The organism is Cupriavidus sp. IK-TO18, from assembly GCF_015549295.1.
GTDB classification, from domain to species: domain Bacteria; phylum Pseudomonadota; class Gammaproteobacteria; order Burkholderiales; family Burkholderiaceae; genus Cupriavidus; species Cupriavidus oxalaticus_A.
On the sequence record NZ_JADGMP010000002.1, the window covers coordinates 28,674 to 55,133 of the forward strand.

The 26,460-nt window shown below is 67.7% G+C and carries 28 protein-coding genes, 1 tRNA gene and 1 pseudogene; 11 read left to right on the top strand and 19 right to left on the bottom strand.

Features of this window, described 5'->3' with window-relative positions; genetic code table 11:
* Nucleotides 1-62: 62 nt before the first annotated feature.
* Nucleotides 63-1,346 carry an NYN domain-containing protein gene (locus tag IPF36_RS01460; RefSeq protein ID WP_135706091.1) on the bottom strand — a complete coding sequence of 428 codons (1,284 nt, stop codon included), beginning with the start codon at nucleotides 1,344-1,346 and terminating at the stop codon, nucleotides 63-65.
* Nucleotides 1,347-1,684: 338 nt separating this feature from the next.
* Between IPF36_RS01460 and IPF36_RS01465 the strand changes: the two genes are divergently transcribed.
* Entirely contained in the window at nucleotides 1,685-5,278 is a 3,594-nt protein-coding gene (locus tag IPF36_RS01465) for an indolepyruvate ferredoxin oxidoreductase family protein (RefSeq protein WP_135706092.1), read from the top strand.
* An 89-nt stretch (nucleotides 5,279-5,367) separates the two neighbouring features.
* Here the strand turns inward: IPF36_RS01465 and IPF36_RS01470 are convergent, their stop codons facing one another.
* Nucleotides 5,368-5,979 carry an HD domain-containing protein gene (locus IPF36_RS01470; RefSeq protein ID WP_195427149.1) on the bottom strand — a complete coding sequence of 204 codons (612 nt, stop codon included), beginning with the start codon at nucleotides 5,977-5,979 and terminating at the stop codon, nucleotides 5,368-5,370.
* 174 nt (nucleotides 5,980-6,153) lie between these two features.
* Here IPF36_RS01470 and IPF36_RS01475 point away from each other — a divergent pair, with 174 nt between their 5' ends.
* The 5 genes and pseudogenes from IPF36_RS01475 to IPF36_RS01490 all read left to right on the top strand — a co-directional run bounded on the left by IPF36_RS01475 (nucleotide 6,154) and on the right by IPF36_RS01490 (nucleotide 8,734).
* Nucleotides 6,154-6,504: a GFA family protein gene (locus tag IPF36_RS01475; RefSeq protein ID WP_195427151.1), complete on the top strand. Its 351-nt coding sequence runs from the start codon at nucleotides 6,154-6,156 to the stop codon at nucleotides 6,502-6,504.
* An 8-nt stretch (nucleotides 6,505-6,512) separates the two neighbouring features.
* On the top strand, nucleotides 6,513-6,932 hold the full coding sequence (locus IPF36_RS01480) for a VOC family protein (protein ID WP_195427210.1): 420 nt from the start codon (nucleotides 6,513-6,515) through the stop codon (nucleotides 6,930-6,932).
* Nucleotides 6,933-7,040: 108 nt separating this feature from the next.
* Nucleotides 7,041-8,336, top strand: coding sequence for an MFS transporter (locus tag IPF36_RS01485; protein WP_195427153.1), 1,296 nt, complete (start codon nucleotides 7,041-7,043; stop codon nucleotides 8,334-8,336).
* Nucleotides 8,337-8,436: 100 nt separating this feature from the next.
* Nucleotides 8,437-8,598, top strand: a pseudogene (locus tag IPF36_RS34470) (MFS transporter); the annotation flags it as partial.
* Nucleotides 8,594-8,734 (top strand): hypothetical protein, encoded by a 141-nt coding sequence (locus IPF36_RS01490; protein WP_165971588.1) that lies wholly within the window; start codon nucleotides 8,594-8,596, stop codon nucleotides 8,732-8,734. The pseudogene IPF36_RS34470 and the gene IPF36_RS01490, both read left to right, overlap by 5 nt.
* Before the next feature lie 18 nt (nucleotides 8,735-8,752).
* Here IPF36_RS01490 and IPF36_RS01495 read toward each other — a convergent pair whose 3' ends face one another.
* Nucleotides 8,753-9,637, bottom strand: a complete 885-nt coding sequence (locus tag IPF36_RS01495; RefSeq protein WP_135706094.1) for a class III extradiol ring-cleavage dioxygenase — start codon at nucleotides 9,635-9,637, stop codon at nucleotides 8,753-8,755.
* A 278-nt stretch (nucleotides 9,638-9,915) separates the two neighbouring features.
* Here IPF36_RS01495 and IPF36_RS01500 point away from each other — a divergent pair, with 278 nt between their 5' ends.
* On the top strand, nucleotides 9,916-10,257 hold the full coding sequence (locus IPF36_RS01500; RefSeq protein WP_133097868.1) for a hypothetical protein: 342 nt from the start codon (nucleotides 9,916-9,918) through the stop codon (nucleotides 10,255-10,257).
* A 155-nt stretch (nucleotides 10,258-10,412) separates the two neighbouring features.
* A complete protein-coding gene (locus IPF36_RS01505; RefSeq protein WP_243737060.1) occupies nucleotides 10,413-11,417 on the top strand; it encodes a hypothetical protein in 1,005 nt (334 codons plus the stop codon).
* Between the two features lie 22 nt (nucleotides 11,418-11,439).
* Here IPF36_RS01505 and IPF36_RS01510 read toward each other — a convergent pair whose 3' ends face one another.
* On the bottom strand, nucleotides 11,440-11,796 hold the full coding sequence (locus tag IPF36_RS01510) for a DUF2314 domain-containing protein (protein WP_133097755.1): 357 nt from the start codon (nucleotides 11,794-11,796) through the stop codon (nucleotides 11,440-11,442).
* A gap of 173 nt (nucleotides 11,797-11,969) precedes the next feature.
* Here IPF36_RS01510 and IPF36_RS01515 point away from each other — a divergent pair, with 173 nt between their 5' ends.
* A complete protein-coding gene (locus IPF36_RS01515; RefSeq protein WP_133097756.1) occupies nucleotides 11,970-12,605 on the top strand; it encodes a DNA-3-methyladenine glycosylase I in 636 nt (211 codons plus the stop codon).
* A gap of 380 nt (nucleotides 12,606-12,985) precedes the next feature.
* On the opposite strand, the gene IPF36_RS01520 is transcribed toward IPF36_RS01515, so the two are convergent.
* On the bottom strand, nucleotides 12,986-13,954 hold the full coding sequence (locus IPF36_RS01520; protein WP_135706096.1) for a cation diffusion facilitator family transporter: 969 nt from the start codon (nucleotides 13,952-13,954) through the stop codon (nucleotides 12,986-12,988).
* A 163-nt stretch (nucleotides 13,955-14,117) separates the two neighbouring features.
* On the opposite strand from IPF36_RS01520, the gene IPF36_RS01525 reads away from it, so the two are divergent.
* Both IPF36_RS01525 and IPF36_RS01530 read left to right on the top strand, forming a co-directional pair.
* Nucleotides 14,118-14,369: a hypothetical protein gene (locus IPF36_RS01525; RefSeq protein ID WP_133097758.1), complete on the top strand. Its 252-nt coding sequence runs from the start codon at nucleotides 14,118-14,120 to the stop codon at nucleotides 14,367-14,369.
* Nucleotides 14,370-14,600: 231 nt separating this feature from the next.
* Nucleotides 14,601-14,975, top strand: coding sequence for a calcium-binding protein (locus IPF36_RS01530; RefSeq protein WP_135706097.1), 375 nt, complete (start codon nucleotides 14,601-14,603; stop codon nucleotides 14,973-14,975).
* 90 nt (nucleotides 14,976-15,065) lie between these two features.
* Here IPF36_RS01530 and IPF36_RS01535 read toward each other — a convergent pair.
* From IPF36_RS01535 to IPF36_RS01600, 14 genes are all read right to left on the bottom strand, one after another.
* Nucleotides 15,066-15,141 (bottom strand) — tRNA-Ala (locus IPF36_RS01535).
* Between the two features lie 74 nt (nucleotides 15,142-15,215).
* The gene (soxB, locus tag IPF36_RS01540) at nucleotides 15,216-16,937 is read right to left on the bottom strand and encodes a thiosulfohydrolase SoxB (RefSeq protein ID WP_195427155.1); all 1,722 of its coding nucleotides are present in this window, start codon (nucleotides 16,935-16,937) and stop codon (nucleotides 15,216-15,218) included.
* A gap of 56 nt (nucleotides 16,938-16,993) precedes the next feature.
* Nucleotides 16,994-17,488 carry a TlpA disulfide reductase family protein gene (locus IPF36_RS01545; RefSeq protein ID WP_133097761.1) on the bottom strand — a complete coding sequence of 165 codons (495 nt, stop codon included), beginning with the start codon at nucleotides 17,486-17,488 and terminating at the stop codon, nucleotides 16,994-16,996.
* 5 nt (nucleotides 17,489-17,493) lie between these two features.
* A complete protein-coding gene (gene soxX / locus IPF36_RS01550; RefSeq protein WP_133097762.1) occupies nucleotides 17,494-18,156 on the bottom strand; it encodes a sulfur oxidation c-type cytochrome SoxX in 663 nt (220 codons plus the stop codon).
* Between the two features lie 19 nt (nucleotides 18,157-18,175).
* A complete protein-coding gene (gene soxA, locus IPF36_RS01555) occupies nucleotides 18,176-19,003 on the bottom strand; it encodes a sulfur oxidation c-type cytochrome SoxA (RefSeq protein WP_135706099.1) in 828 nt (275 codons plus the stop codon).
* Nucleotides 19,004-19,092: 89 nt separating this feature from the next.
* Nucleotides 19,093-19,557 carry a DsrE family protein gene (locus IPF36_RS01560; protein ID WP_133097764.1) on the bottom strand — a complete coding sequence of 155 codons (465 nt, stop codon included), beginning with the start codon at nucleotides 19,555-19,557 and terminating at the stop codon, nucleotides 19,093-19,095.
* Nucleotides 19,558-19,652: 95 nt separating this feature from the next.
* Nucleotides 19,653-19,964 (bottom strand): thiosulfate oxidation carrier complex protein SoxZ, encoded by a 312-nt coding sequence (gene soxZ, locus IPF36_RS01565; protein WP_116355082.1) that lies wholly within the window; start codon nucleotides 19,962-19,964, stop codon nucleotides 19,653-19,655.
* 54 nt (nucleotides 19,965-20,018) lie between these two features.
* Nucleotides 20,019-20,474, bottom strand: coding sequence for a thiosulfate oxidation carrier protein SoxY (gene soxY / locus IPF36_RS01570; protein WP_063240926.1), 456 nt, complete (start codon nucleotides 20,472-20,474; stop codon nucleotides 20,019-20,021).
* Nucleotides 20,475-20,685: 211 nt separating this feature from the next.
* Complete coding sequence (locus tag IPF36_RS01575) at nucleotides 20,686-21,012, bottom strand: c-type cytochrome (RefSeq protein ID WP_195427157.1); 327 nt, start codon at nucleotides 21,010-21,012, stop codon at nucleotides 20,686-20,688.
* A 120-nt stretch (nucleotides 21,013-21,132) separates the two neighbouring features.
* Nucleotides 21,133-22,170: a c-type cytochrome gene (locus IPF36_RS01580; protein WP_195427159.1), complete on the bottom strand. Its 1,038-nt coding sequence runs from the start codon at nucleotides 22,168-22,170 to the stop codon at nucleotides 21,133-21,135.
* A complete protein-coding gene (gene soxC, locus IPF36_RS01585; protein WP_195427161.1) occupies nucleotides 22,154-23,503 on the bottom strand; it encodes a sulfite dehydrogenase in 1,350 nt (449 codons plus the stop codon). The genes IPF36_RS01580 and soxC overlap by 17 nt, the downstream gene beginning before the upstream one ends.
* 107 nt (nucleotides 23,504-23,610) lie before the next feature.
* The gene (locus IPF36_RS01590) at nucleotides 23,611-24,027 is read right to left on the bottom strand and encodes a metalloregulator ArsR/SmtB family transcription factor (RefSeq protein ID WP_133097767.1); all 417 of its coding nucleotides are present in this window, start codon (nucleotides 24,025-24,027) and stop codon (nucleotides 23,611-23,613) included.
* 130 nt (nucleotides 24,028-24,157) lie between these two features.
* On the bottom strand, nucleotides 24,158-25,051 hold the full coding sequence (locus IPF36_RS01595) for an EamA family transporter (protein ID WP_135706102.1): 894 nt from the start codon (nucleotides 25,049-25,051) through the stop codon (nucleotides 24,158-24,160).
* Between the two features lie 131 nt (nucleotides 25,052-25,182).
* Entirely contained in the window at nucleotides 25,183-26,448 is a 1,266-nt protein-coding gene (locus IPF36_RS01600; RefSeq protein ID WP_135706103.1) for an NAD(P)/FAD-dependent oxidoreductase, read from the bottom strand.
* Nucleotides 26,449-26,460: the final 12 nt, after the last annotated feature.

The window sequence follows — 26,460 nt, forward strand, 5'->3', positions numbered from 1 at the left end:
GCCGCTCGCACAGGCTCCCCTACCCTGCGAAGCGGGAGAGGGGAGCAAACCGCCGCGCTCAGTTACTCCGCGGCTTGTGCAGTCTTCTTGCTAGGCCGCTTGCGCGGCTTCCGTGCCGGCGCCGGTGCAGCTGCCGCTTCGGCCACCGCCTCGGCTACCACTTCGACGACTCCTTCCTGTTCCGCCGCCACGTCCGGCTCCGTCCCCACCGTCGCCGTCAACACCGTCGCTCCCGGCGCCGCAAACACCGACTGGTCGATCGGCCACGGCGTCTCGTTGAGCGTCACTTCCGGACGGCGCGCCGGGCGTTTGCGGCTGCGCGACTTGGGTTCCGCATCGGGCTTGGGCTCGGGATCGGGCTGGGGCGCGGCTTCGAGCGGTGGCACCGGTTCCGGCTCGGGCTGCACGACATCCGCAGCAACGAACGGGGGCGCGTCGTCGGCCAGGAATGCCGGCTGGACAGCCGCCGGTTCCGGGGCCGGCTCGGGGCTTTCCACCGGCGCCGGGATGGGATTGCGGCGCGCCGCTTCGGGCTGAGGCGCGGGTTGCTGCTGCGACGGCCGCTGTTGCTGCTCGCCGCCGCCCCTGCCGCGCTTCTTCAGCCGGATCCAGATGGTCTTGTTGTTGCCGCCGTTGCGCGTTTCCACCTCGAACAGGCCAGTGGCCGCCACCAGCTCCGAGAGCTTGCCGTAGCCATAGTTGCGCGAGTCGAATTCCGGCGCCTGCTTGGCGATGTGGTTGCCCATGCTGCCCAGCGTCAGCCAGCCGTCCTCGTCGGACACGGCCTGCGCCGCGCTCTGCAGCAGGCGCACCAGGCGCGAATCCTGGCGCAGTTCGCCGGTGCTGCGCTTGCGCGTCGGCGCGGCGGCTTCGTCAGCACCTTCGGTATCGGCTTCGGCGCGCAGCACGTCGGAGTAGATGAACTTGTCGCAGGCGGTGACAAAGGGCTTGGGCGTCTTGCGCTCGCCGAAGCCGTAGACGATCAGCCCCTGCTCGCGGATGCGCGAGGCCAGCCGGGTGAAGTCGCTGTCGCTGGAGACGATGCAGAAGCCGTCGAAACGCCCGGTGTACAGCAGGTCCATGGCGTCGATGATCATGGCGCTGTCGGTGGCGTTCTTGCCGACGGTGTAGCGGAACTGCTGGATCGGCTGGATCGAATGCGACAGCAGCCGCTCTTTCCAGCCGGCCAGGTTGGGACGGGTCCAGTCGCCGTAGATGCGTTTGACGGCCGCGACGCCGTACTTGGCGACTTCGGCCAGCAGGCCTTCGACGATGGCGGGCGCCGCGTTGTCGGCGTCGATCAGCACGGCCAGGGTCGCGGTGCCCTGGCGGGGGGAATTGGTCATGTTCGGGTATTCGCTGGTTTGCCCGTGCATGAGACGGGCAATCGAAAATCAGGTTGCACCAGGCTGGCGCGGCAGATGTGGTGCGTCGAGGATCGCGGGCGGCATCGCCGGCGTTCTCGATGCAACGCAGTGTACACGCGAAGCCCCGTCCATACGGGAAATCACCGTTGCCATGGGCACGTTTCGTGCTGCGCTGCAAGGTACCGCCGACCGCACGGCGGTGCTACCATGCCGCGCAGAGACACAGCCGCCCAACGCTTCCACAAGAGGCCGCGAGGCGACTGCCCACAACTGCAGGTGTCGGTGATCCCGACAACACGCCCCATAGAGGAGCACCTATGAATGCCCCCCTGACCCCGCCGGTCAGCGACGCCATCCACCGCGCGCTCGCTAATGTTTCCCTCGACGACAAATACACGCTGGAGCGTGGCCGCATCTACATCAGCGGCACGCAGGCGCTGGTACGCCTGCCCATGCTGCAGCAGGAGCGCGATCGCGCCGCCGGGCTGAACACCGCCGGTTTTATCTCCGGCTACCGGGGGTCGCCGCTGGGCGCGCTGGACCAGTCGCTATGGAAGGCCAAGAAGCACCTGGCCGCGCACAACATCGTGTTCCAGGCGGGGCTGAACGAGGATCTCGCCGCGACCTCGGTGTGGGGCTCGCAGCAGGTCAATATGTACCCCGACGCCAAATTCGATGGCGTATTCGGCATGTGGTACGGCAAGGGGCCGGGCGTGGACCGCACCGGCGACGTGTTCAAGCACGCCAACTCGGCCGGCTCGTCGAAGCACGGCGGCGTGCTGGTGCTGGCGGGTGACGACCATTCGGCCAAGTCGTCGACACTGGCGCACCAGTCCGAGCACATCTTCAAGGCCTGCGGCCTGCCGGTGCTGTATCCGTCTAACGTGCAGGAATATCTCGACTACGGCCTGCACGGCTGGGCCATGAGCCGCTATTCCGGCCTGTGGGTGGCGATGAAGTGCGTGACCGACGTGGTGGAATCGTCGGCCTCGGTGGAGCTGGACCCGCACCGCGTGCAGATCGCGCTGCCGGACGACTTCATCATGCCGCCGGGCGGCCTGAATATCCGCTGGCCCGATCCGCCGCTGGAACAGGAAGCGCGCCTGCTCGACTACAAGTGGTACGCGGGCCTGGCCTATGTGCGGGCCAACAAGCTGGACCGCATCGAGATCGATTCGCCGCACGCGCGCTTCGGCATCATGACCGGCGGCAAGGCCTACCTGGATACGCGCCAGGCGCTGGCCGACCTGGGGCTGGACGATGCCACCTGCGCGCAGATCGGCATCCGCCTGTACAAGGTCGGCTGCGTCTGGCCGCTGGAAGCGCATGGCGCGCGCGCGTTTGCCGAGGGCCTGCAGGAAATCCTGGTGGTCGAAGAAAAGCGCCAGATCATGGAGTACGCGCTCAAGGAAGAGCTGTACAACTGGCGCGACGACGTGCGCCCCAGGGTCTACGGCAAGTTCGACGAGAAGGACAACGCCGGCGGCGAATGGTCGATCCCGCAAAGCAACTGGCTGCTGCCGGCGCACTATGAACTGTCGCCCGCGATCATCGCCAAGGCCATCGCCACGCGGCTGGACAAGTTCGAGCTGCCGATGGACGTGCGCGCGCGCATCACCGCGCGGCTGGCCATCATCGAGGCCAAGGAAAAGGCGTTGGCTACCCCGCGCGTGACGGCGGAACGCAAGCCGTGGTTCTGCTCGGGCTGCCCGCACAACACCTCCACCAACGTGCCGGAGGGCTCGCGCGCGCTGGCCGGCATCGGCTGCCACTACATGACGGTGTGGATGGACCGCAATACCAGCACCTTCAGCCAGATGGGCGGCGAAGGCGTGGCGTGGATCGGCCAGGCGCCGTTCGCGGGCGACAAGCATGTGTTCGCCAACCTGGGCGACGGCACCTACTTCCATTCCGGGCTGCTGGCGATCCGCGCGTCGATCGCCGCGGGCGTCAACATCACCTACAAGATCCTGTACAACGACGCGGTGGCGATGACCGGCGGCCAGCCGGTGGACGGCCAGCTGTCGGTGCAGGACATCGCCTGGCAGGTGCACAGCGAGGGCGCGAAGAAGATCGTCATCGTCAGCGACCAGCCGGAGAAGTACAACGCGGCGATCAAGCTGCCCCAGGGCATCGACATCCATCACCGTGACCAGCTCGACAGCGTGCAGCGCGAGCTGCGCGAAGTGCCGGGCTGCACCATCCTGATCTACGACCAGACCTGCGCCACCGAAAAGCGCCGCCGCCGCAAGCGCGGCACGATGGAAGACCCGGCACGCCGCGTCTTCATCAATGACGCGGTGTGCGAAGGCTGCGGCGATTGCTCGGTCAAGTCGAACTGCCTGTCAGTGGAGCCGCTGGAGACGGATTTCGGCACCAAGCGCCAGATCAACCAGTCGTCGTGCAACAAGGACTTCTCGTGCCTGAACGGCTTCTGCCCGAGCTTTGTCTCGGCCGAAGGCGCGCAGGTGCGCAAGCCCGAGCAGCATGGCGTGTCGATGGAGAGCCTGCCCGCGCTGCCTGCGCCGGAGCTGCCGCCGATCCGCCGTGCCTACGGCATCCTGGTGACGGGCGTGGGCGGTACCGGCGTGGTGACCATCGGCGGCCTGCTGGGGATGGCGGCGCACCTGGAAAACAAGGGCGTGACCGTGCTCGACATGGCGGGCCTGGCGCAGAAAGGCGGCGCGGTGCTATCGCACGTGCAGCTGGCCGCGCGCCCCGATGACCTGCACGCGACGCGCATCGCGATGGGAGAAGCCGACCTGGTGATCGGCTGCGATGCCATCGTTTCGGCCACCGACGAAGTCATCTCCAAGACCCAGGCAGGCCGCACGCGCGCCGTGGTCAATACCGCGCAGACGCCCACCGCCGAGTTCATCAAGAACCCCAAGTGGCAGTTCCCGGGCGTGTCGGCCGAACAGGACGTGCGCAACGCCGTCGGCGAGAAGTGCGACTTCATCAACGCCAGCGGCCTGGCCGTGGCGCTGCTGGGCGATGCCATCTACACCAACCCGCTGGTGCTCGGCTACGCGTGGCAAAAGGGCTGGATCCCGCTGACGCTGCAGGCACTGGAGCGCGCGATCGAACTCAACGGCGTGGCCGTCGAGAAGAACAAGGCCGCGTTCGACTGGGGCCGCCATATGGCGCACGACCCGGAGCACGTGCTGTCGCTGACCGGCAAGCTGCAGAACACTGCCGAAGGCGCGGAAGTGGTCAAGCTGCCAAGCTCGACCGGGGCGATGCTGGAGAAGCTGGTCGCGCGCCGCATGGAACACCTGACGGCCTACCAGGACGCCGCCTACGCGCGCACCTACCGCGAAGCCATCGACCGCGTGCGCGCGGCCGAAAGCGCGCTGGCAGGCGGCGGCAAGCCGCTGCCGCTGACCGAGGCCGCGGCGCGCAACCTGGCCAAGCTGATGGCGTACAAGGACGAGTACGAGGTGGCGCGGCTCTATACCGATCCCGTCTTCCTCGACAAGCTGCGCGCGCAGTTCGAAGGCGAACCGGGCAAGGACTACCAGCTCAACTTCTGGCTGGCGCCGCCGACGACGGCCAAGCGCGACGACAAAGGTCATCTGGTCAAGCGCAGATTCGGTCCGTCGACGATGACGCTGTTCCGCGTGCTGGCGAAGATGAAGGGCCTGCGCGGCGGCATGTTCGATGTCTTTGGCAAGACCGGGGAACGCCGTACCGAGCGCGCGCTGATCGGCGAATACCGTGCCTTGCTGGATGAGCTGGTGGCGGGACTGAATGCCGCCAACTATGACACCGCGGTGACGCTGGCCAACCTGCCGGATGATATCCGGGGCTTCGGGCACGTGAAGGAAAACAACCTGAAGGCGGTGCGTGGGCGCTGGCAAAAACTGCTGGAGCAGTTCAGGCATCCGGAAACGGCGCAGCGGGCAGCGTAAGGCAAGAGCCTTTAAATCTCCGCGCTGTTCGTCCCCTCTCCCCGTGAGGGGAGAGGAAAATACGATCGGTCAACGAGGCGCAATGTGCCCTACGGCCGCGCCAGCTCCTTTTCCCCCGGCTTCACATACATCGAGTTTTTCGGCTGCGACAACACCCGACGCACCATCGGCTCGAAGAACGACAACGGCAGCGTGTCGTAATCCGTCATGAACGCCGCCGCATCGTACTTGCGGCAGAACTCGGCAGTGCGCTCGAACAGCTCCGGCTGGTTGCGATACTGCTCGCGCAGGTTGCGGTCGAGCCCGAGGTGATGGAAGAAGTAATAGCCCTGGAACACGCCATGCTTTTCCACCATCCACAGGTTCTCTGCGCTGACAAAGGGCTTCAGGATCGCCGCCGCGATATCGGGATGGTTGAAGCTGCCGAGCGTATCGCCGATATCGTGGAGCAGCGCGCAGACCACGTATTCCTCATCCTGCCCGTCCCGGTGCGCCAGCGTCGCGGTCTGCAGCGAATGCGTGAGCCGGTCCACCGGGAAGCCGCCGCAATCGCCATCGAGCAGCCGCAGGTGCGCCAGCACGCGGTCGGGCAGCGCCCGCGCATACGGCATGAACTCGGCGGAAATCGCGGCCCAGTCCTCGCGGGTGCCGTGTTCCATATGGCTGAAGCTCGCGCGCGCGGGCGCGTGGGTGTCGCTCATGCTGGTCTCCTTTTGTGGGGAGGGTGTGCGAGGGCCGCACATCCGCTCGTCATGTTGTGCCGGCATTGTGGCACCCGCAGCGGCGCTACACTGTCAAAAAGCTAACAATGTGCCGGCATATTGCGGCGCACCACCGGTTCCCAGCAGCAACAGACTGACGTACAAGGAGACGACATGACGTTCCACGGAAGCTGCCACTGCGGCAACATTGCTTTCGAGGTCGAGGCCGAAAGCATCCCGAGCGTGATCCGCTGCAATTGCTCGATCTGCCGGCGGCGCGGCCACCTGTTGTGGTTCGTGCCACGCGCCACCTTCAAGCTGGATACGCCGGAGAGCAATGCGTCGACGTACCGCTTCAACACCATGAAGATCGCGCACCGCTTCTGCCCGGTGTGCGGCTGCGGCCCTTATGCCGATGGCCAGGACAAGGACGGCAAGCCGATGGCGGCGGTGAACGTGCGCTGCCTGGACAATGTCGACCTGGGCAGTCTGAAGGTCATCGACTACGACGGCCTGCACCACTGATGCCCGCCATGTTCCGCATCCTCGATCTCGACCACCTGGTGCTGCGCACCGCCGATGTCGACGCGCTGCGCCGGTTCTATGTCGACGTGCTGGGCTGCAGCGTCGAACGCGAGCAGCCCGACTTCGGCCTGACGCAGCTGCGCGCGGGCAGCGCGCTGATCGACCTGGTCTCGCTGGACGGCCCGCTGGGCCGTGCCGGCGGCGCGGGCCCTGGCGCCGAGGGCCGCAACCTCGACCATTTCTGCCTGCGCATCGAGCCGTTTGACGAGCCCGCGCTGCGCGCGTGGCTGTCCGGGCACGGCGTAGAGGCCAGCGAGGTCGCGCAGCGCTTCGGGGCCGAAGGCAAGGGCCCGTCGCTCTATGTCAGCGACCCGGACGGCAACGTGGTGGAACTGAAGGGTCCGCCTGCGCCGGTGACCGCACAGTAAAGCGCCGCAAAGGTCGTGCCGATGCGCGGGGTGCGCGCAGGATCGCTACAATTTCCCGCTGGTCCCGCGCGCCGCCAGCCATGGCGTCACCCCTCGCCGGGGCCCGCCATGACATCGCTAGAAGCCAGCTCCGACACGGACGCCGCCAGTACCGATTCTCCCGCAGACGCCAGCCCGGCACGCGCCGGCCCCGCGCAGCCGGCCACGCCGCCACGCCGGCTGGTCTGGATCCTCGGCCTGACCGAGACCATCTCCTGGGGCACGCTGTTTTTTGCCTTCACCGTCTTCATCGAGCCGATGATCCGCAGCACGGGCTGGTCCAGGCCATTCCTCGCAGGCGGCTATTCGCTGGGGCTGCTGGTGTGGGCGATGTGCTCGTTCGCGGTGGGCCGGCTGCTGGACCGCGCACCCGCGCGCAGGGTGATGGGCGCCGGTTCGGTGCTGGCCGGCCTGGGGCTGCTGCTGTGGGCGTGGTCGCCCTTCCCCGCGATGTTCCTGCTGATGTGGGTGCCGATCGGGCTGGCCATGGCCACCACGCTGTACGAGCCGGCCTTCGTGGTGCTGCGCCAGGCCTATGGCGACCAGTACCAGAAGCCGATCATGATCGTCACGCTGATGGCCGGCTTTGCCAGCACGATCTTCGTGCCGCTGGCGCAATGGCTAGTGCTGCATGCCGGCTGGCGGCCCACGCTGGTCGGCTTTGCAGTGCTTAACCTGCTGGTCTGCGCGCCGCTGCACGCGCGCATGCGCTACGCCATGCATCCCACCTACAGCGGCACGCCGACCGCAGGCGCCGACGCGGGCAGCACCGGCATCGCGCGCACCACGCTGCGCCAGCCGGTGTTCTGGGCCGTGGTGCTGGCCTTCACCGCGACCGCAGTGGTGGCCTCGCTGCTGGGCGCGCACCTGATCCCGATGCTGACCGAGAAGGGCCTGCCGGTGTCGCAGCAACTGGTGGTGGCGGCGCTGATCGGCCCGGCGCAGGTTGCGGGCCGCATGCTGATGATGCGCGCGGCAGTGCGCCACCCGGTGCGGCTGTCGCTGCCGGTCTATCTGCTGATGAGCGCTGGACTGCTTTGCTTCGCGCTGGGCCACGGCGCCTGGCTGATGGTGGCCGCGGTGCTGTATGGCTGCGCCAACGGCGTCAACACGATGCTGCGCGCGATGGCCATGCCCGAGCTGATCTCGCGCCACCACTACGCCACGCTGAACGGCCTGATGATGACGCCGGTGCTGCTGATGCAGGCCGCCGCGCCGTGGCTGGGCGCGCTGCTATGGCGGGCCGCGGGCGGCTACTGGCTGATGCTGTGGGTCATGCTGGCGCTGGCGCTGGGCGCGCTGCTGGCGTTCGGCTACGCACTGCACCGGCGCGGCCTGTTGCGCGTGGCGGGTGCCGCGCCGTAGCGCTGCCATGCCCCGGTCGCGCGGATGCACGACAATAGGGGCTTTTGCGGCCGGGCCGACGCGCCGGCCGCGCCCCCCCCCCCCCGCATCACGATGTCCGCTGGCCACGGTGGCGATCCTGGCCATGCCTTCGTTCTGGTGGCTGCTGCCCGCGCTGGTGGCGTTCGGCATGGCCAATGCCGGCTTCGACGTGGCCATGAACGCGCAAGCCGCCACGGTGGAGGCCAGCCGCCCGCGCCTGGTGATGTCGGCGCTGCATGGTGCTGATCGGCGGCGTGGCGCACCTGGCCGACCTGCGCATGGGGCTGGCCGTGGTGGCGCTCACCATGGGCTGGATCGCGCTGGCGGGCGCGCGCTCGGCGCGGCGCTACCTGCCGCCGCGCAAGGATGGCCGCTGAGCCGCGGCTGAAGCCAGCTCAGGCGGCCGCGCGCAGCGGCGTGCCGGCGCCGATCCCCTCGAACACAAAGCTGTCCATCGCCAGCACGCCGTAGGTAACCTCGTCTGCCACCCGGGCCACGCTGGCCGGCGGCGTACCCGCCGCTGCGCTCCGCGGCCCCAGCGCCGCGCCCAGCGCCACGTAGAACGGCAGCAGGTGCTCGTCGGTCGGGTGCGCGCGGCGGGCGTACGGGGCCTCGGCGCGGTAGTTGGCAATGCGGCCGGTGTCGCCGGTGGCCAGCGCCTCGTCCAGCGCGTCGCCCATCCAGCCGCGGAAGGCCTCGACATAGGGCTCGGCCTGCGGCCCGTGCTGTTCAAGGCGGCCGCCGCTGCCGAACACTTCCTGCAGGTTGTGCGTAAAGCTGCCCGAAGCCAGCACCAGCACGCCTTCCTCGCGCAGCGGCGCCAGCGCACGGCCGATCTCGATCTGGAGGGCGGGCGGCAGGTAAGGATTCAGCGCCAGTTGCACCACCGGTACGTCGGCGTCCGGGAAAAAGTGCCGCATCGGCATCCAGGCGCCGTGGTCGAGCGGCCGTTCGTCGTCCTCGCCGACAAACCCGGCGCCGGGAATGGCCGCGGCCTCGACCAGCGCCTTGACGCGCGCGGCCAGCGCCGGCGAGCCCGGGGCATCGTAGCGCAGCGCGTACAGGTCGCGCGGGAAGCCGCCGAAGTCGTGCCAGGCTTCCTGGCGCTCGCGGCTGCTCACCGCCAGCGTGCTGTAGATCCAGTGCGCCGATACCACCAGCACCGCGCGTGGCGGCAGCGCCCGCAGGCGCTCGCCAAGTGCATCGAAGGCCGCACCGGTGGGACCGGGGTCGACGGCGAGCATGGGCGAACCGTGCGAGATAAACAGTGCGGGAAGCATGGCGTCGGGTCTCATTGTTCTGCTCATTGATCTGTGTGCTTGCTATTGAGTTTGGCAAAGATCGGCCCCTGGCACGCCCCGCTTTTGCGCATCTTTCATGCAAAAAAACTGAACCGGCGCGCGCCACGTGGGCTGGGCCACACACCGCCGCAGGCGTGCCGGGACGCCGCCGCGCACTGCACCCTATGATGCAGCCGAGGGCAAGTGCCGTACCCGGGCAAGCCCTCGGCCAACGCATGACGCCGCCAGCACGCCAAGCGTGCCGGGTGGCCGGAGACATCGTGGTACCGAACCCGCTGCGCCGCCCCGGCTGGCGCCTTCCCCTTCCCACCCATTGGTGGCAGCCGGGCGTCTACGGCAGCGCGCCGGCGGTCGCGCTGTGGATCGCGGCCAGGCTGCCGGCGCAGTGGCTGTGGTCGCTCGCCGGCCAGCCGGATGCCGGCGAGTGGCTGAACCAGGCGGGCGATACGGTGTTTGTTGCCGGCTGGGCCGGCAGCGCGCTGATGCTGTGGCTGGGCCGTCACCGGCCGCCACCGCCTGCGGCATCCGCTGCGGCAGAAAAGTGCGATCCGGGCGATGCGTGCGCGCAGCAGACACCACGCCGCCATACAGCGGCCTGATACTGGCCTGGCCGCTTCCGCGCCCGATTCAAAGCCTCGGCAAACCGATCTGAAAACTTTTGCGCACCGTTCGCACGCTTGCCCGCGTGGCTAGAATGCGTCGGACGGCTGCCGCCACGCGGCGCCGCGTGAGCCGTGTGCAAGGGGAAATACCCATGTCCGTACGCCTGCCGACTGACCGGTTTCGCGCCAGCCGGCGCCGCGCTTGCCGCTGGCGCGCCGCGGCGGCTGCGCTCGGCTTGCTGGCCGCGGGGACCGCGCACGGCCAGGCCGCCGGCAACGGGCTGCAACTGGTCGGTGCCAACGTGCAGCGGCACGCCAACGCGGTGCTGTCGCTGATGGCATATTCCGTGGTGCCCGACCTGACTTCCAGCTCGCTATCGATCAACAACGCCAGCACCGACGACCCCGGCGTCGTCATGTCGCAGCTCGGCGGCGGCTTCACCATCAGCAAGTCATTCCCGCTCTACCTGGAAGGCGCGATCGCGTACAGCCGCTACGACCCCACCTTTGTTGCCAGCAACGGCACCGAATCGCGCTCCATCCCGACCCGGTGGAACACGTTCTCGGGCACCATCGGCATCGGCTGGGATTTCCCGATCACCGCCAACAAGGAACTGGTGATCCGGCCGATCTTCAATTTTTCTCTGGGCAATGTCTCGAGCGACCTGTCGATCGGCAAGTTCGCGGTTGAGCAGGCCACCGACCGGCAGATCGAATTCCTCGATGGCGGCAGCCTGAACGCGTACGGCCTGGGCGGCTCGCTGATGCTGGACTGGGAGCACTATCGCGAGAACTATGAAGTCGACGTCGAACTGCGCTACACCAGCATCCATTTGCAGAGCTTCGGCGGCTCCTCAAGCGCGGTGACCGGTTCGGCGACGGCGCAGACCGCCAACCTGTGGGCGCGCTGGCGGGCACCGACAGGCCTGCGCGCGCTGGACCGGCCCCTGCGCTATGTGCTTGAGTTATCACATTCGCACTATTTCGGCAGCCAGGCAGGCATTCTCGGCTTCAATTACCTGACCACGGTTGGCACCGGGCTGGAGCTGGATACCAGTGCGCACGAGGTCTTTGTCACGCGGATACGGGCGGTGGTGCGCTATGTGTTCGGCAACAATGTGTCGGGGGTTTCACTGGGCCTGGCGGCGAGCTTCTGACGCCCGCTGCGGCGCGGATCGCTCAGTTCTCCTCGGCCCCTTCCCGGTAAATATTGATCACATGCCGCGCCTCGAAGCACAGCGGCATGCCCGGCGCCATCTCGTCGGTGCAATACGGCTGGTTGTCCAGTTCGCCGGTATAGAGGCTGCCCTCGCGCCCGGTCACAATCACCCACATCCGCTCGACATGGACCTCTTCGCCGCCGTCTTCGTCCGCCACCAGGATGCGGAAGATCAGCTTGACCTGCTGGCCCGGCACCAGCGCGTCGCGTTCCTCACGGGACGGAATCCAGAACGTGTCGGGATGGGCGGCGGCAATGGGCTCGCCGTCATCCAGCTCCCAGCCGTCTTCATCCAGGGTCGTCAATCGCATGTCCATTTTCAGCCTTCCGCAATGTCTCAGGTGCGGGCATGATCGCAGCAAATGCGGCGCGCCGCGAGCGGATTGAGCGACACTTGAGCGACCACTTGAGCGACCGCTTGAGCGACACCTTGAGCGACACCTTGAGCGGCCACCGCACCGGATCCACCCAAAAGGGAGAAAGGTTAAGCATGACAAGCAAGAAGGAAGCGCAGGCCGCCCCGGCAGCGCCGGCGCGCTGCGGCTGGTGCGGCACGCTGGAAGACTATTGCCATTACCACGACCACGAGTGGGGCTTCCCGGTCGCGGATGACCGGCGCCTGTTCGAGAAGCTGTGCCTGGAGGGCTTCCAGTCGGGCCTGAGCTGGCTGACCATCCTGCGCAAGCGCGAGGCCTTCCGCAAGGCCTTCGCCAACTTTGACATCGACAAGGTGGCGCGCTTCGGCGAGCGCGATATCCAGCGCCTGCTCGGCGATGCCGGCATCGTGCGCCACCGCGGCAAGATCGAGGCCGCCATCAACAATGCCCAGCGGGCGCGCGAGCTGCTCGAAACCGAATCGTCGCTGGCCGCCTATTTCTGGCGCTTCGAGCCCGACCTGGCCAGCCGGCCCAAGGTGCTGACGCCCGAGGTGCTGCGCACCATGGCGATCTCGCCCGAGTCGACGGCGCTGTCCAAGGACCTGAAGAAACGCGGCTGGCGCTTTGTCGGACCGACCACCATGTACGCGCTGATGCAGGCAATGGGCCTGGTCAACGACCACCAGGAAGGCTGCGCGACGCGGACCGAGGTGATACGGGCGCGCAAGGCGTTCAAGGTGCCGCGTTAACGTTTGCAGGCCTGCCCGGGCGCTGACGGCGCGCGGTATACGCCCACGTATACGCCCGTGTCCCGGCGCCTCACCGCTGCGATCGCCGCAACGGTCTTGACGATGGTTTTTATATTGTTTACGTATGTAAACATAGTAGTAGTAGGTAAACCAGCCGCCGCCCCGTGGATAAGTCACCTTTCCTCTTTTGCTTCAAGGACTTGCAAGAAAGATAACCACGGTGCCAGCGCACCCGTATACCGGGATAGCCAGGCCCTTGCGTATACGTGCACGCCAACCGCGTGACGGTTGTTCGTATACGTCCCACAGCGCACCCCCAGGCGGGGCACAGCTTGTCCGGCGAGTTATCCCCAGGCGCGGGCGCAGATGTCCACAGCAGCCTAGCCGGCGGCGGCGGTCCTGGCGGCGTATACCGGATCGACGTGCGTCATCACGTTGAGCACCTGGTGATGCTCGAGCGCGCGGCGCCGTGCCTCGACGGCGATCGCATGGCCTTGCGCCACGCTCAGGGAGCCGTCGATCTCCAGATGGACGTCGACCAGCACCTGATCGCCCATCTTGCGCGTGCGCAGGTCATGCAGGCCGTGCACGCCCGGCGTGCCGAGCAGGGTCGCCTCGATTGCCGCGACGGTTTCCTCGTCCGCGGCGCGGTCCATCAGGTCGTTGAGCGCATCCCAGCCAAAGCGCAGGCCCATGCGCGCCACCATCAGCCCGACCACGATCGCCGCTACGGGATCCAGCATGTGGTAGCCGAGCAGGTTGCCGCCGATGCCCAGCGCCACCACCAGCGACGAGGCCGCGTCGGAGCGCGCATGCCAGGCATTGGCGACCAGCATGCCGGAACGCACGCGCCGCGCCACCGCCAGCATGTAGCGGAACAGCAGTTCCTTGGAAACCAGCGTGGCCAGCGCCACCCACAGCGCCAGCGCCTGCACCGGCTGGGCGCCGCCCGGGTGCTGCAGCTTGCCCACCGCGGCCCACAGCATGCCCGCGCCGACCGCCAGCAGCAGCGCGCCCAGCGCCAGTGACGCCGCGGTTTCGAAGCGCAGGTGGCCATACTGGTGGTCCGCGTCGGGATCCTTGCGGCTTTGCCACGCCGCCAGCAGCACCACGAAGTCGGAGAGCAGGTCGGACAGCGAATGCACCGCGTCGGCCAGCAGCGCCTGCGAGCCGGCTACCACGCCCGCGACGCCCTGCGCCGCGGTCAACCCGATATTGACCGCCACGCTGACAAGCGTGCTGCGCCGGCCTGCGCGGTGGCGGGCGTCGGCTTCGGCCGCGGTCGCGGCGGAGGCGTCGTCAGGCAGGCCGGGGCCGAAGCCAAAGCGTTTTTCGGATTCCGATTCCATCGCGCGACTATAGCCCAGGATACGCCGGCGCCCCACCGCATTCCCCGACGGCCCTGCGTCGCCTGTTTCGTGCCGATTTCGTAACAGCGCTGGCGAAGTCCCGGCGACGCCCTTACCGTAGTCATTGACCGGCATGCCGGTCAATGCAAGGAGGGCCCCTACGATGGCGATTCGGTCACTTGCTTCGCACAGCACGTCGCAACTGCGCCGCCTGGTCGGCCAGATGCAGGCGGAAGTCGATGCACTGGAACAACTGTCCACTGCCGATGCCGATGCGCAAAGCCGGCTCGGCTATGCCACCGCGCGACTGCGCGACGGCATCGAGGCCGTGGAAGACGCGCTGCAGTCGCTGCGCGCGCTGCAACAGGTACGGCCTTCGGCGATGAAGGCCAGGCGGCCGACGCGGGTGGCTTAGGACGACAGGCGTCTCTGCTTCGACTCAGTGCTTCGACTCAGCACGATTGCCTGCAGCAGGCGCACCCCGCGCGTGCCCGTCATGCGGCGCGCCCTCATCAAACCATTCAATCGACCGCAGAAAAGATTGAATTCTGCCGAACAGTCCCCGCTGCTAGAGTGCCCCATGCCACCCGGGCCGGAAGCCAGGCCACCGGGCCGGCTATTCCAAGACACAAGCGAGGAGACTTTGATGACGAAACGCGTACTGGTGACCGGCGCCTTGTTGGCTGCCGTGTTCGTCGCCGGGCAGGCAGGCGCCCAGCAACAGCCGCAGGCACAGCCGGCGCAACCTGCGCAACCGGCCCAACCGGCGCAGCCACAGAAGCCGATGACCGCCCAGGAAATGAAGGCGGCGTTCGCGGAAAAATTCAAGGCTGCCGATACCGACAACGACGGCAAGCTGACCCGCCAGGAAGCCGAAGCCGGCATGCCCGAGGTGGCGAAGAACTTCGACAAGATCGACCGCAAGAAGACCGGCTATGTCACGCAGAAGCAGGTCGGCTCTTACGCTGTCGCCAAGGCCAAGCAGCGCAAGACGGCTCAGGACCCCAGTTCGCTGAACTAAAGACGGCCGATCCGGGTTCCCCTTTAGGGAACCTCCAAAGAAAAAACGCACGGCATCGTGAGATGCCGCGCGTTTTTTTACAAGAAATCCTGGTGGACCGAAGGAGGATCGAACTCCCGACCTCTGCATTGCGAACGCAGCGCTCTCCCAGCTGAGCTATCGGCCCGTCGCGGACGATTGTAGCCTACTTCGGCAGCGGCCTTCAATCCTCCCCGGCTGGCGTGAGGATACTGCACAACATCAGGCGGCGATGCCCGCGTTGCCGTTCATCCCACGCACCGTGGGCTCGTTCAGCGGCCGCGCCGTGACTTCCTTCGTGCTGCGCAGCCACTGCGCCATCGCGTCCCAGACCGGCGCCCCGCCGGCCTCCCGCGCTTCCTCCGCCACCGGCGCCCAGCCCGCCACCTTGTAGGTCTTGCCTGCCTCCAGCGGCTTGCCGGCCAGGCGCATGTCGGTGATGCGCTTGCCCATGCCGGCGGTGGGATCGATGGTGTACTGCAGGCCGCCGACGCGCACCATGTCGCCGCCCTGCTGGTAGTACGGGTCGGGGTTGAACAGGTTGTCGGCCACGTCTTCGAGGATGGTCTTGATGGTCTCGCCGCTCATCGACGTCACGGTCGTGTACGGGTAGGTGATGGCGGTCTGGTCCATCAGGTGTTCCATGGTGATGGCCTGGCCCGGCAGCAGCGTGGTGCCCCAGCGGAAACCCGGCGAGAACGCGATCTGCGCGCCCTGCACCTGCATCAGGCCGTCCAGGATCAGCTGGTCGAAGGTGCCGTTGAAATTGCCGCGGCGGTACAGCAGGCCTCGGTTGACGGCGAGGACTTCGCCGAGCTTCTGTTCGTACGGTGCCCGTACCTTCCTGATAAGCGCGTCCATGGCCGGATCGGCCGGCAGGTAGTTGGCGAACACCGGCAGCAGCCGGTAGCGGAAATCGGCTACCTTGCCGCCCTTTACGTCGAAATCCAGTACGCCGAGGAACTTGCCGTTGGAGCCGGCATTGGTCACCAGCGTGGTGCCGCCCGCGTTCTTCACCGCCACCGGCGCGGGAACGCCGTCATGGGTGTGTCCGCCGAGGATGGCGTCGAGCCCGCGTACGCGCGAGGCCAGCTTCAGGTCGACGTCCATGCCGTTGTGCGACAGCAGCACCACGGCCTGCGCGCCCTTGCCGCGCGCCGCGTCGATGACCTGCTGCAGGTTTTCTTCCTGGATGCCGAAGGTCCAGTCCGGCACGAAATAGCGCGGGTTGGCGATCGGCGTGTACGGGAAGGCCTGGCCGATGATGGCCACCGGCACGCCGTTGATCTCGCGGATCACGTACGGATCGAACACCGGGTCGCCGAAGTCGTTGGTCTTGATGTTCTGTGCCAGGAAGGCGACCTTGCCCTTGAAGTCCTTGTCGACGATTTCCTTGACGCGGTCCGCGCCGAGCGTCATTTCCCAGTGCGGCGTCATCACGTCGACACCGAGCGCCAGCGCCGCATCCACCATGTCCTGCCCCTTGGTCCACAGCGCCGTGGCCGAGCCCTGCCAGGTATCGCCGCCGTCGAGCAGCAGCGCGCCCGGCCGGCCCGCCTTGAGCCGCTTGACCAGCGTCGCCAGGTGCGCAAACCCGCCGACCTTGCCATAGCGTCGCGCGGCCTCGTTGAAATCGAGATAGGTGAACGCATGCGCCTGCGGCGTACCCGGGCGGATGCCGTAGTGGCGCAGCAGCGCCTCGCCGACCAGGTGCGGCGGCTTGCCGGCGTAGTCGCCGATGCCGAGGTTGACGCTGGGTTCGCGGAAGTACACCGGCCGCAGTTGCGCGTGGCAGTCGGTGAAATGCAGCAGGTGGACGTTGCCGAAGCGCGGCAGGTCGTACATCGACTCGGCGGCCTGCGCGGCGTGCGCGTCCTGGTGGGGGAAAGTCATGCCGCCGGCGCCGGCAATGGCCAGCACCTGCAGGAACTCGCGTCGGTTCATGTTCGTCCTGTGGATAAGTGCGTGCCGGTGGGCGCGTGGCGTCCGGCATCGCATCGCTATGGCTTCGCGTAACGCTCCAGCGCGGCCACGTCGTCTTCGAGCATCTCGCCCACTTCCTTCTGCACCACGCGCCCGCGCGCGTCGATCACGTACAGCTCGGGCAGGCCCTTGCGCTTGCCGAACACGGCCTGCAGCGCGGCGGAATCCATCGCTGCGGGAAAGGTGTAGCCGCGCTTCTTCATGTATTCAGCGGCCTCGCGCGGGTCCTTGTCGATGCTGATGGCCAGCACCCGCAGCGGCGTGCCGCGCGTGCGCTCGTACAGCTTCTGCAGGCGCGGGTTCTGCATCGCGCAGAACGGGCACCACGAGGCCCAGTATTCGACCACCAGCGGCTTGCCGGCCAGCGTGTCGGCGCGCAGCGTGCGCCCGTCGAGCGTCTGCACATCGGGCAGGCGCACGGTGTCGCCCACTTCCAGCGCGGCGGCGCCGCCGGCGGCGCAGGCCAGGCCAGCGGCCAGCAGCCAGCGCAGCAGGACGGCACGCGCGCGCATCGGGCTTACTGGTTGACGGGCGAGGCCGGGTCGAGCAGCAGCGCCATCACGTCGCGGATCTGGGCCTCGGTCAGGATGCCCTTGTGGCCGAAGCGCGGCATGTTGGAGCAGGCGGAGTAGGCGTTCGAATCCCAGATCTTGCCCCAGGTGTACTTGACCACTTCCTGCGAGTTGCCGCGCAGCTTGCCGTACTGGTACAGCGACGGGCCGATATTGCCGAACGAGATCTCGGCCTTGGTCATCTGGTGGCAGGCGTAGCAGTTGCCGCCGTTGGTGCCGCCGACCTGGTCGGTGAACTGCATGCCGCGGCCGTTCTGGGCGACCTTCTCGCCTTCCTTCCAGTCGCCGAGCCAGTTGCTGTCGGCGGGATATTTGACCTGCTTGAGTTCGGCGGCCTCGATCTTCTTCGCCACCTTGCCAGGCACCTTGCTGCGGTCCGGGTACTGGCTGCAGGCCTGCTGCATGGCGTCCTGGTTCAAAACGCCTTCCACGGTAGCGGGACCCCTGGAGGAGAACGAGTCCTCGATCAGGTGCTTCATGTCGGCGCTGCTGACGGCAGCGGGCTTTGTCTTGGCGGGACGGGCCCTGGTGTTGTCCTGCGCCTGCGCGCCGGTTGCCACCAGGGTAGCCAGCGCGGCGATGGCGAGTGCCTTGTATTGTCGTTGCATGTCGTCTCTCCCGTACTGGTCAGCGCTTCATCGCCGGGCCATCGTAGGTGCCGCCGTTGGCGTTCTTCGCCAGGAACATGGTCAGCGCGGTGATCACGTCCGAGCCATAGGCGGGTTCGGGAAAGCGTTGCTGGCGCAGGCAGTCGTACAGGCGGTGCTGCATCGAGCGAACCTCGCCCTGCGACACGCGGTAGGCGGGCCACGTGGTGTAGGCCGCCTGCGCGCCCTTGTCGGTGAGCAGGTTGGGCAGGTCCTGCAGGCGGATGCGCTGCCCGTCGACCGCGTGGCAGGTGGCGCAGGCAAAGTCATAGGCGCCGCCGCGGTAGAAGAACATCTTCTGGCCGAGGGCGTAGGTGCGCTTCTCTTCCGGATGGTTGAGTTGCACGTTCATCTTCGCGCCGCGCGATTCGCCGGTCAGATACGCAACCAGGCGTTCGATGTCGGACGGCTTGCCCGAGGCCGAGAACGGGTTCCTGGTCGCCTCTTCTTTCGTGAGACCCTGCAGCGTCACGCGGCACCAGGCCAGACGCTGCTCCAGGTCCATCACCTTGTTGGCGTCCTTGAAGTAGCGCGGCAGCTCGGCGTAGGCGCCCTTGGTCACGCCCGGGCCCTTGCCCAGGTCGCATTGCTCGAGCGAGGCGTTCTTCGGGCCGGCCGGCTTTTTCCACAGCTCTTCGCCGGCGGCTTCCCACAGCTCGGCGGGATTGCCTTCGGCCAGCATCTGGCGGTACTTGGCGATTTCATCGGCGGTGCTGCCCTGCGCATGCACGGCGACAGCGCCCGCGGCCGCCGCGGTGGCGGCCAGGGCCAGCGCAGCGCGCCGGGCCAGGCTTCGGATCGGTTTCATGGGGCTTCTCCTCGCGGCCGCGCCTTTCGGGACGGGCCGTTTTTTCTAGCTTCTTCTCTTGTCTTGCCGTCAGGCAGCGCCAGCCCGGCTCAGGGCTTGATATAGGCGTAGCCTTCCTCGGCTTGCAGGCGGGCGATCTCGACCACGCCGGCCTGTACTACCTTTGCTTCCATCAACAGCTGCGATTCGGTAATCCTGCGCGCGGTCAGCGTATTGCGGCACACGCGGAACTCCACGCCTTCGGCGGCCAGCGCGCCCACCGGGCTCTCAAAGCTGTTGCCGCGCGCATCCTTGGCACCTTCGACCAAAAAATCGATGCCATAGCCGAACGCGACCACCACGATCTTGGTGCCGGGGGCGCCATTCAGGTGGTTGCGCAGGTTGCCCATCGCGCGCACCGCCTGGTCGATGCCTTCCGACAGCTGGTACACCACCTTCACGCGCCCGCCCTTGCCGGCACCGGCCTGCGCCGGCTGGCCGGACTGTGCAGAGGCCTTGGCCGCCAGGCCGATGGCTGCCAGCGCCGCCGATGCTCGAATAAATGCTCGCCGCATAATGCTCCTTCCGGCCGGGTCCGTCCCGGCATTCCGCCCCGAACCTTAGCAGAGGACGACGCGGCGTGCCGGCAACATGCCGGCATCGGTCGGCCTCAGGCGATGGTCGCTTCGTCGGTGCGCTTGTCGCCCTTGTTGTCGATCCAGGTCACCGCGACCTTGTCGCCCTTGGCGCCGCCCTTGAACTTGAAGTTCAGGAACGGGTCCTTGGACACCGCCGGCCCGAACTGGGCGCGGAACACTTCCTTGCCCTTGCACTGGGCGGTCACGGTCTGGATATGCCAGGCCGGGATGACCTTGCCGGACGCGTCCTTGCGCTGGCCGGTCTCCATGTCGTGCTTCATCAGGATCTTTACATCAACCACGCCGCCGTTCTCGGTGGCGCGTACGCGCATCGGGTCTGCCATGTGTTTCTCCGGTTGCAGTTGGCGGGAATCTCGGTAACGGGGCGAGTGTCGGCGTCAGCCGCCGCAACCGCCCAGCGTGACCTTGATTTCCTTCGATGCCACGTACCACTTGCCGCCGGCCTTGACCGCGGCGTGCACCACCGAGGTCTGGCCCATCTTCACGCGCGTGGAGACGAACGGCTCGGTGCCGGCCGGGATGATGAAGTCGGCGGCCAGGGTATTGGGGTTCTTTTCCACCAGGATCGCGATCTGCTCGGTATCCGGGATGGTGCTCGTCACGGCCACCGGCACCACGGCGCCGTTCTCGGCGATGTCGGGGGCATTGAAGGTGATGGCGGTGCTTTTCTCGGTGCCGCTGCCGCCGAGCGCCTTGATCACGTCGGCAACGCTCTTGCCGTCAAAGGCGGTCTTGTTCCACTCGGCCGCCTGCGCTTCGCTGATCAGGCCGGTGGCGGCCATCAGCGACAGGACAGCGGTGACCCGCAGCACTTCTCGTCGTTTGGAATTCATGTTCTTGCTCTCCGGCTACTCCGTCCCAATCGGTTCGCGTGACCGCTTTGGCGGTACTCGTTGGTGTTCTGTCCAGCTTGTGCCCTGCTCGTACTACGTGTGTCCTGCTCGCGGCCGGTACATTGCCGGCCGCTGGATCTGTGCAGGTCGGGTCGGCTTGCGCCGTCCGGCCCGTTGCATCGGCGGACTGCCCCCTGGGGGCGGTCAGGCTTTACTTGGCGGGCGCGCCTGCGAGCACCCACTCGACCACGGTCTTCAGGTCGGCGTCGCTGATGGCGGCGTTGGCCGGCATCGGCACCGGGCCCCAGACGCCCGAACCACCGCTCTTGACCTTCTTGCTCAGCGTCGCGAGGGCGTTCTTGTCGCCCTTATACTTGGCGGCGACTTCCTTGTAGGAAGGACCGACCAGCTTCTTGTCGACCTGGTGGCAACCCATGCAGGCGTTCTTGTTGGCGATCTCCTGTGCCTTGGCGGCATCGACCGCGTGGGCCGATGCGGCGGCGGCCAGCATCAGCGCTGCGATGACAAACTGCTTCATTGTTAAGCTCTCCAAGCTCTGTAAAGCCGTGGGGACGGCAAGGGCCGCTCGGCACGTACTGCAAGCTGCTTCGCGGCATACACCGGCCGCCGCCTCGGGGGCACTGCGGCGGCCAGCCCGCTATTTTGCCTCAAGAATCCACCCCACCATGGCATGGACGTCCGAATCGGGGATCTGCGGCTGCGGCGGCATCGGCACGCTGCCCCACGCGCCCTGCCCGCCGGCCTTGACCTTTTTGGCCAGCGCGGCGTGCGCGTCCTGGCCCTTGTACTTGCCGGCGATGTCCGCGAACGACGGGCCGACCAGCTTCCGGTCCATTGCATGGCAGGCCACGCACTGGTACTGGCTGGCCAGCCTGGCGCCGGCCGGCGCGGGCGCTGAAGCGGCGGATGCGGCATTCGCAGGGGCGGCCGCGCTTGCCGCCACGCCGCGTACCGGGCCAAAGGCGCGCTGCTGCTGCGCCAGCTCGCCGTGGGCGTCGCGGGCATAGTCAGGCATCGCCGAAGCGATCGAAACCTGCCTGGAGCAATCCTTCATGCAGGCGGTATTGCGCGTGTCCGGGCGGCCGCGGCCGGGCCACAGGCCATGGTCGGTGGTCATGCCGTCGCGGTTGGGCATGCGTCGCTGCACGGCCGCGATATTGGCGTCCGACAGCGTGAAGTCGGCCGGCACGATCTCGCCCAGGTTCAGCAGGTAGGCGGTGACGGCATAGACCTCGTCGGCGGACAGGCTCTTGGGTGCGTTCCACGGCATGGCGCGGTGAATGTAGTCCCACAGCGTGCTGAGCGTGCTCACCTTCATCAGCGTGGTGCGATACGGCTGGTTGCCGGTCATGGCGGCGACCCGGCCGCGCTTGATGTCCTCGGCCGTGGTGCCGCCCACGAGCGGCGTGAAGACCTCGTTGGACTCGCCGAAATCGCCGTGGCACGAGGCGCACTTGCCGTCCCACACCTGCTGCCCCTGCGCCACGGTGCCGCTGCCTTTGGGCAGGCCCTTGAAGTCCGGGCGCACGTCGATATCCCAGGCGGCCACTTCGGCCGGGGTGGCGGCGCGGCCAATTGCCGCACGCGCATCGGCCGTGCCGGCGGCCCAGGATGGCGCCACGCAGGCCGCAGCCAGCGCCAGCATGGCGGCGCCGCGTTCAGCCCGCGTGGACATTGGACACCTCCCCGCCTGCCGCCACCCGCCAGCTCTGGATGGCGTTGTTGTGATAGATCGAGCGCGTGCCGCGCACGGCGCGCAACTGGGCCATCTTCGGTTGCACGTAGCCGGTCTCGTCGATGGCGCGGCTTTGCAGGATCGCGGGGCTGCCGTCCCAGACCCAGTCGAGGTTAAAGCGCGTCAGGCACTTGGACAGCACCGGCGATTCCAGCCGCGCGGTGCGCCAGTTGCGGCCGCCGTCGGCCGAGACATCGACCCGCGTGATGCGCCCGCGTCCCGACCACGCCAGCCCGCTGATGTTGTAGAACCCCTTGCCCACCAGTTGCTGGCCGCCCGACGGCGTGGTGATCACCGACTTGCACTCCTGGATCGAGCTGTACTGGCGCAGTTTGCCGTCCGGCATCATGTCCACGTAGTGGATGGTCTCGTCCTTGGCGTTCCACGGCTGGTCGCCCAGTTCCAGCCGGCGCAGCCACTTGACCCACGACACGCCCTGCACGCCCGGCACCACCAGCCGTAGCGGGTAGCCGTTTTCAGGGCGCAGCATCTCGCCGTTCATGCCCCAGGCGACGATGATCTCGTCGGCCAGCTCCATCGGGATGGTGCGCGTCATCGACGAACCGTCGCCGCCCTCGGCCAGCAGGTAGCGGCCGCGGCGCAGGTCGGCGCCGGCGTCGTCCAGCAGCACGCGCAGCGGCACCCCCGTGAACTCGCAGCACGACAGCATGCCGTGCGTGTATTGCACCGTCGGCACGGCCACGTTGCCCCACTCCATGCCCGTATTGGCGCCGCACTCGATGAAATGCATGCGCGACACCGCCGGCAGGCGCATCAGGTCGTCCATGGTGTAGACGCGCGGCGTGCGCACCAGGCCGTTGATCATCAGGCGGTGGCGGGCCGGGTCGATATCGTGCCAGCCCTGGTGGTGGCGCTCGAAATGCAGGCCGTTGGGGGTGATGATGCCGAAGAAGCCCTGCAGCGGCGCGAACGCGACTGATGCCGCCGACACGCGCGTCAGGCCCGGCGACTCGCGCCGGATCAGGTTTTTCTCATGGACCGAGGGCTGGCCATAGGGCCGGGCCGCGACCGGCTGGCCAAGGGACGTGGCCCAGGGCTGGGGCTCCAGGATGGCGGGATCGCCGTCCGCCGCCAGCGCGTGCCGGCCGGCGGTGGCGGCGGCGATGCCGGCCGCGGCGCCGAGGAAGCTCTTGCGCAGGAAGTCGCGCCGCGGCGCGTCCAGGCCGTGCCGGCCGATGTCCTGCTGCAGCGATGCGCTGACGAAGTGCTCGGGCGCGGGCACGATGCGCCCGGGCCGGTTCCGTTCCTGCAATGCCGTCTCCTCCGGCAGCTTGCGCCTGCGGGGCGCGCCGCCTGTTATTCGTGCCGCCGCGCGCCTCGCGCGACAGCGATCGATGGTCCGGAAGAGCCGGATCGCGCTCAGCCTGCCGCCCGGCGCCTGCGCGCGGGCGCGGCCTCGGGCTGCGCCATGAAGCGGTCGACCGCGCCGGAGGGCAAGGCGTTGTCCTCCAGCCGGCTGGCCACCTGCACACACACGGTGCGGCACAGCTCGATCACGCTTTCGTCCGCAATCGCGTAGAAGACCAGGTTGGCTTCCTTGCGGCGCGACAGCACGCCCGAGCGGTACATCGCGTTGAGATGCCGCGACACGTTGGTCTGCGACGAACCCACCGTCTCGACCACCGTGGTGACCGGCTTCTCGCCATCGCACAAGGCGTGCAGGATCTTCAGCCGCGTCGGCTCCGCCAGCAGGCTGAAGTAGCCCGACACCTTCTCGAAAACGCGATCCAGCTCTTCCATGCCGTCCAATATATTCGTATATGCGTGAGTGCGCATATAGTGTTTACCCAATGATGCAGAACAGCATGATTGTGCCGGGCATGGCTGCGCGGCACCAATCATGGTTTGCCAGCGGTGACTCCCGGTGGTGGACCGGAGGATGGCCACGTGGTGGCCTCGTGGTGGCCTATCGGCGCAGCAGTACCCGGCCCGCCCACAGCCGCTGGCCGAACACATTGAGCAGCAGCCCCGCCATGACCACGGCCGCGCCCGCCCATTGCGCCGGCGACAGGTCTTCGCCCAGCAGCACATGCGCCGACAGCAGCCCCACCACCGGCACCAGCAGCGTCAGCGGCGCCACCTGGCTGGCGGGATAGCGCGTCAGCAGCCGGCCCCACATGGTGTAGCCGAACACGGTGGCGGCAAAGGCCAGGTACGCCACGGCGAACACGCCCATGGCCGACACATGCGTGACGCTCGCCACGATGCGCGCCGGCCCCTCCACCCACAGCGACAGCAGCGCGAATGGCACGATCGGCACCAGCGCGCCCCAGATCACCAGGCCCAGCAGGTCGACCGGCCCGATCTTCTTGCTGACGATATTGCCGCTGGCCCAGCAGAACGCCGCGCACAGCGTCAGCACGAAGCCGGCCACGCTCATGCCGCCGGCGCTGGCGGCAGCGCCCGAGCCGATCAGCGCCAGCCCGGCGGCGGCCACCGCCATGCCGGCAATGTTGTGCCAGCGCACCGGCTCGCCCAGCCACAGCGCGGCGATGGCCAGCGTGAAGAACGCCTGCGACTGGAGCACCAGCGATGCCAGGCCGGCCGGCATGCCGACCGCCATCGCGTAGAACAGGAAAGCGAACTGGCCCAGGCTGATGGTCACGCCGTACGCCAGCAGCAGGCGCCACGGCACGCGCGGGCGCGGCACGAAGAAGATGGCGGGGAAGACCACCAGCAGGAAACGGAGCGCGCCGAGCAGCATCGGCGGCACGCCCGCCAGCCCTACCTTGATGACGACAAAGTTGACACCCCAGACGCAGACGATGGCGAGGGCGAGGAGACGGTCTCTGGCTTGCATGGCGGGGGCGGCCGGGATGGCGACTGGCGATGTGATCAAACCCCCAGCCTACCAGCCGCCCCGCGCGCGGCATTGCACGTTCTTGCGGTTTTGTTATGGGCGCCCTGGCAACGCCCGAAATTGCCAGTGCCTTATCCCAGCATTTCCGACCAGATGCTCCTGGCCCACGACAGCGCGTACACCCCCTCCAGCGTATTGGGCGCGTCCGACAGCCCGCCCGAGCCCGGCACGGTCAGCATGGTCTTCTGTGCGGCATCGTAGCGGTGCACGCTCGCCACGTGCACCGCCTCGCGGTCCGAGGTGAAGCTGTAGCAGGTGTTGTTATAGAGCGGCTGCGGATCCGGCGCGCGGCCCGACAGCAGCGCCACGATCGCCGCGGCCGCCACCTTGCCATGCTGGTTGGCCATATGGCCGGACTTGGGCATCAGCGGCGCGATCTGGATGGCATCTCCGATCACATGGATGTTGGGCGCCGCGCGCGACTCAAAGGTAACGAAATCGACATCGCACCACTTGGTGTTGGCCGTGGCCAGCCCGGTCGCCACCGCGATCGCGCCCGCGCGCTGCGGCGGCAGTACGTTGATCACGTCCGCGCGCACATCGTCCTGCACCTCGAACTTGAGCGTGCGCGTGGCCGGGTCGACATCGACGGTGTCGTACTGCGGCCGGTATTCGACCATGCCGGCGTACTGCCCGGCCCAGACCTTGCGGAACAGGCCGGCCTTGGAGGTGATGTCCGGGTTGGCGTCCAGGATCAGCACCTTGCTGCGCGGCTTGTGCTGCTTGAAATAGTGCGCCACCTGGCAGGCCCGCTCATACGGGCCGGGCGGGCAGCGGTACGGCGCCAAGGGGATGGTGATGGCGTAGGTGCCGCCGTCCGGCATCGCCTCGAGCTGGCGGCGCAGCGCCAGGGTCTGCGGGCCGGCCTTCCAGGCGTGCAGCACCTGGTCGCCGCCGGGCCGCTTCAGGCCGGGCAGCGCATCGCTCATCAGCTCGATGCCGGGCGACAGCAGCAGGCGATCGTACGGCAGCGTGCCGCCGCCGGCCAGCCGCACCGTGCGCTTGCCGGGATCGATGGCGGCGGCGGTGTCGCGCACCAGCTTGACGCCGTGGCGGCGCACCAGCTGGTCGTACGACAGCGTGATGTCGGCCAGCTGCCGGCTGCCGCCGACCACCAGGTTGGACAGCGGGCAGGAAATGAACGCAGGATTGGGTTCGACCAGCGTGACTTCGATGGCGTTGCCGCTCCACTCGCGCAGGTAGCGCGCGGCGGTGGCGCCGCCGTAGCCGCCGCCGACCACCACCACCTTGGCCGGCGCCGCGGCCCTCGCCGCGTGCATGCCCATCGAGCCCAGCACCGCGGCGCCGGCGGCGCCCAGGAAATGTCGTCGTTGCATGGCGCTCTCCCC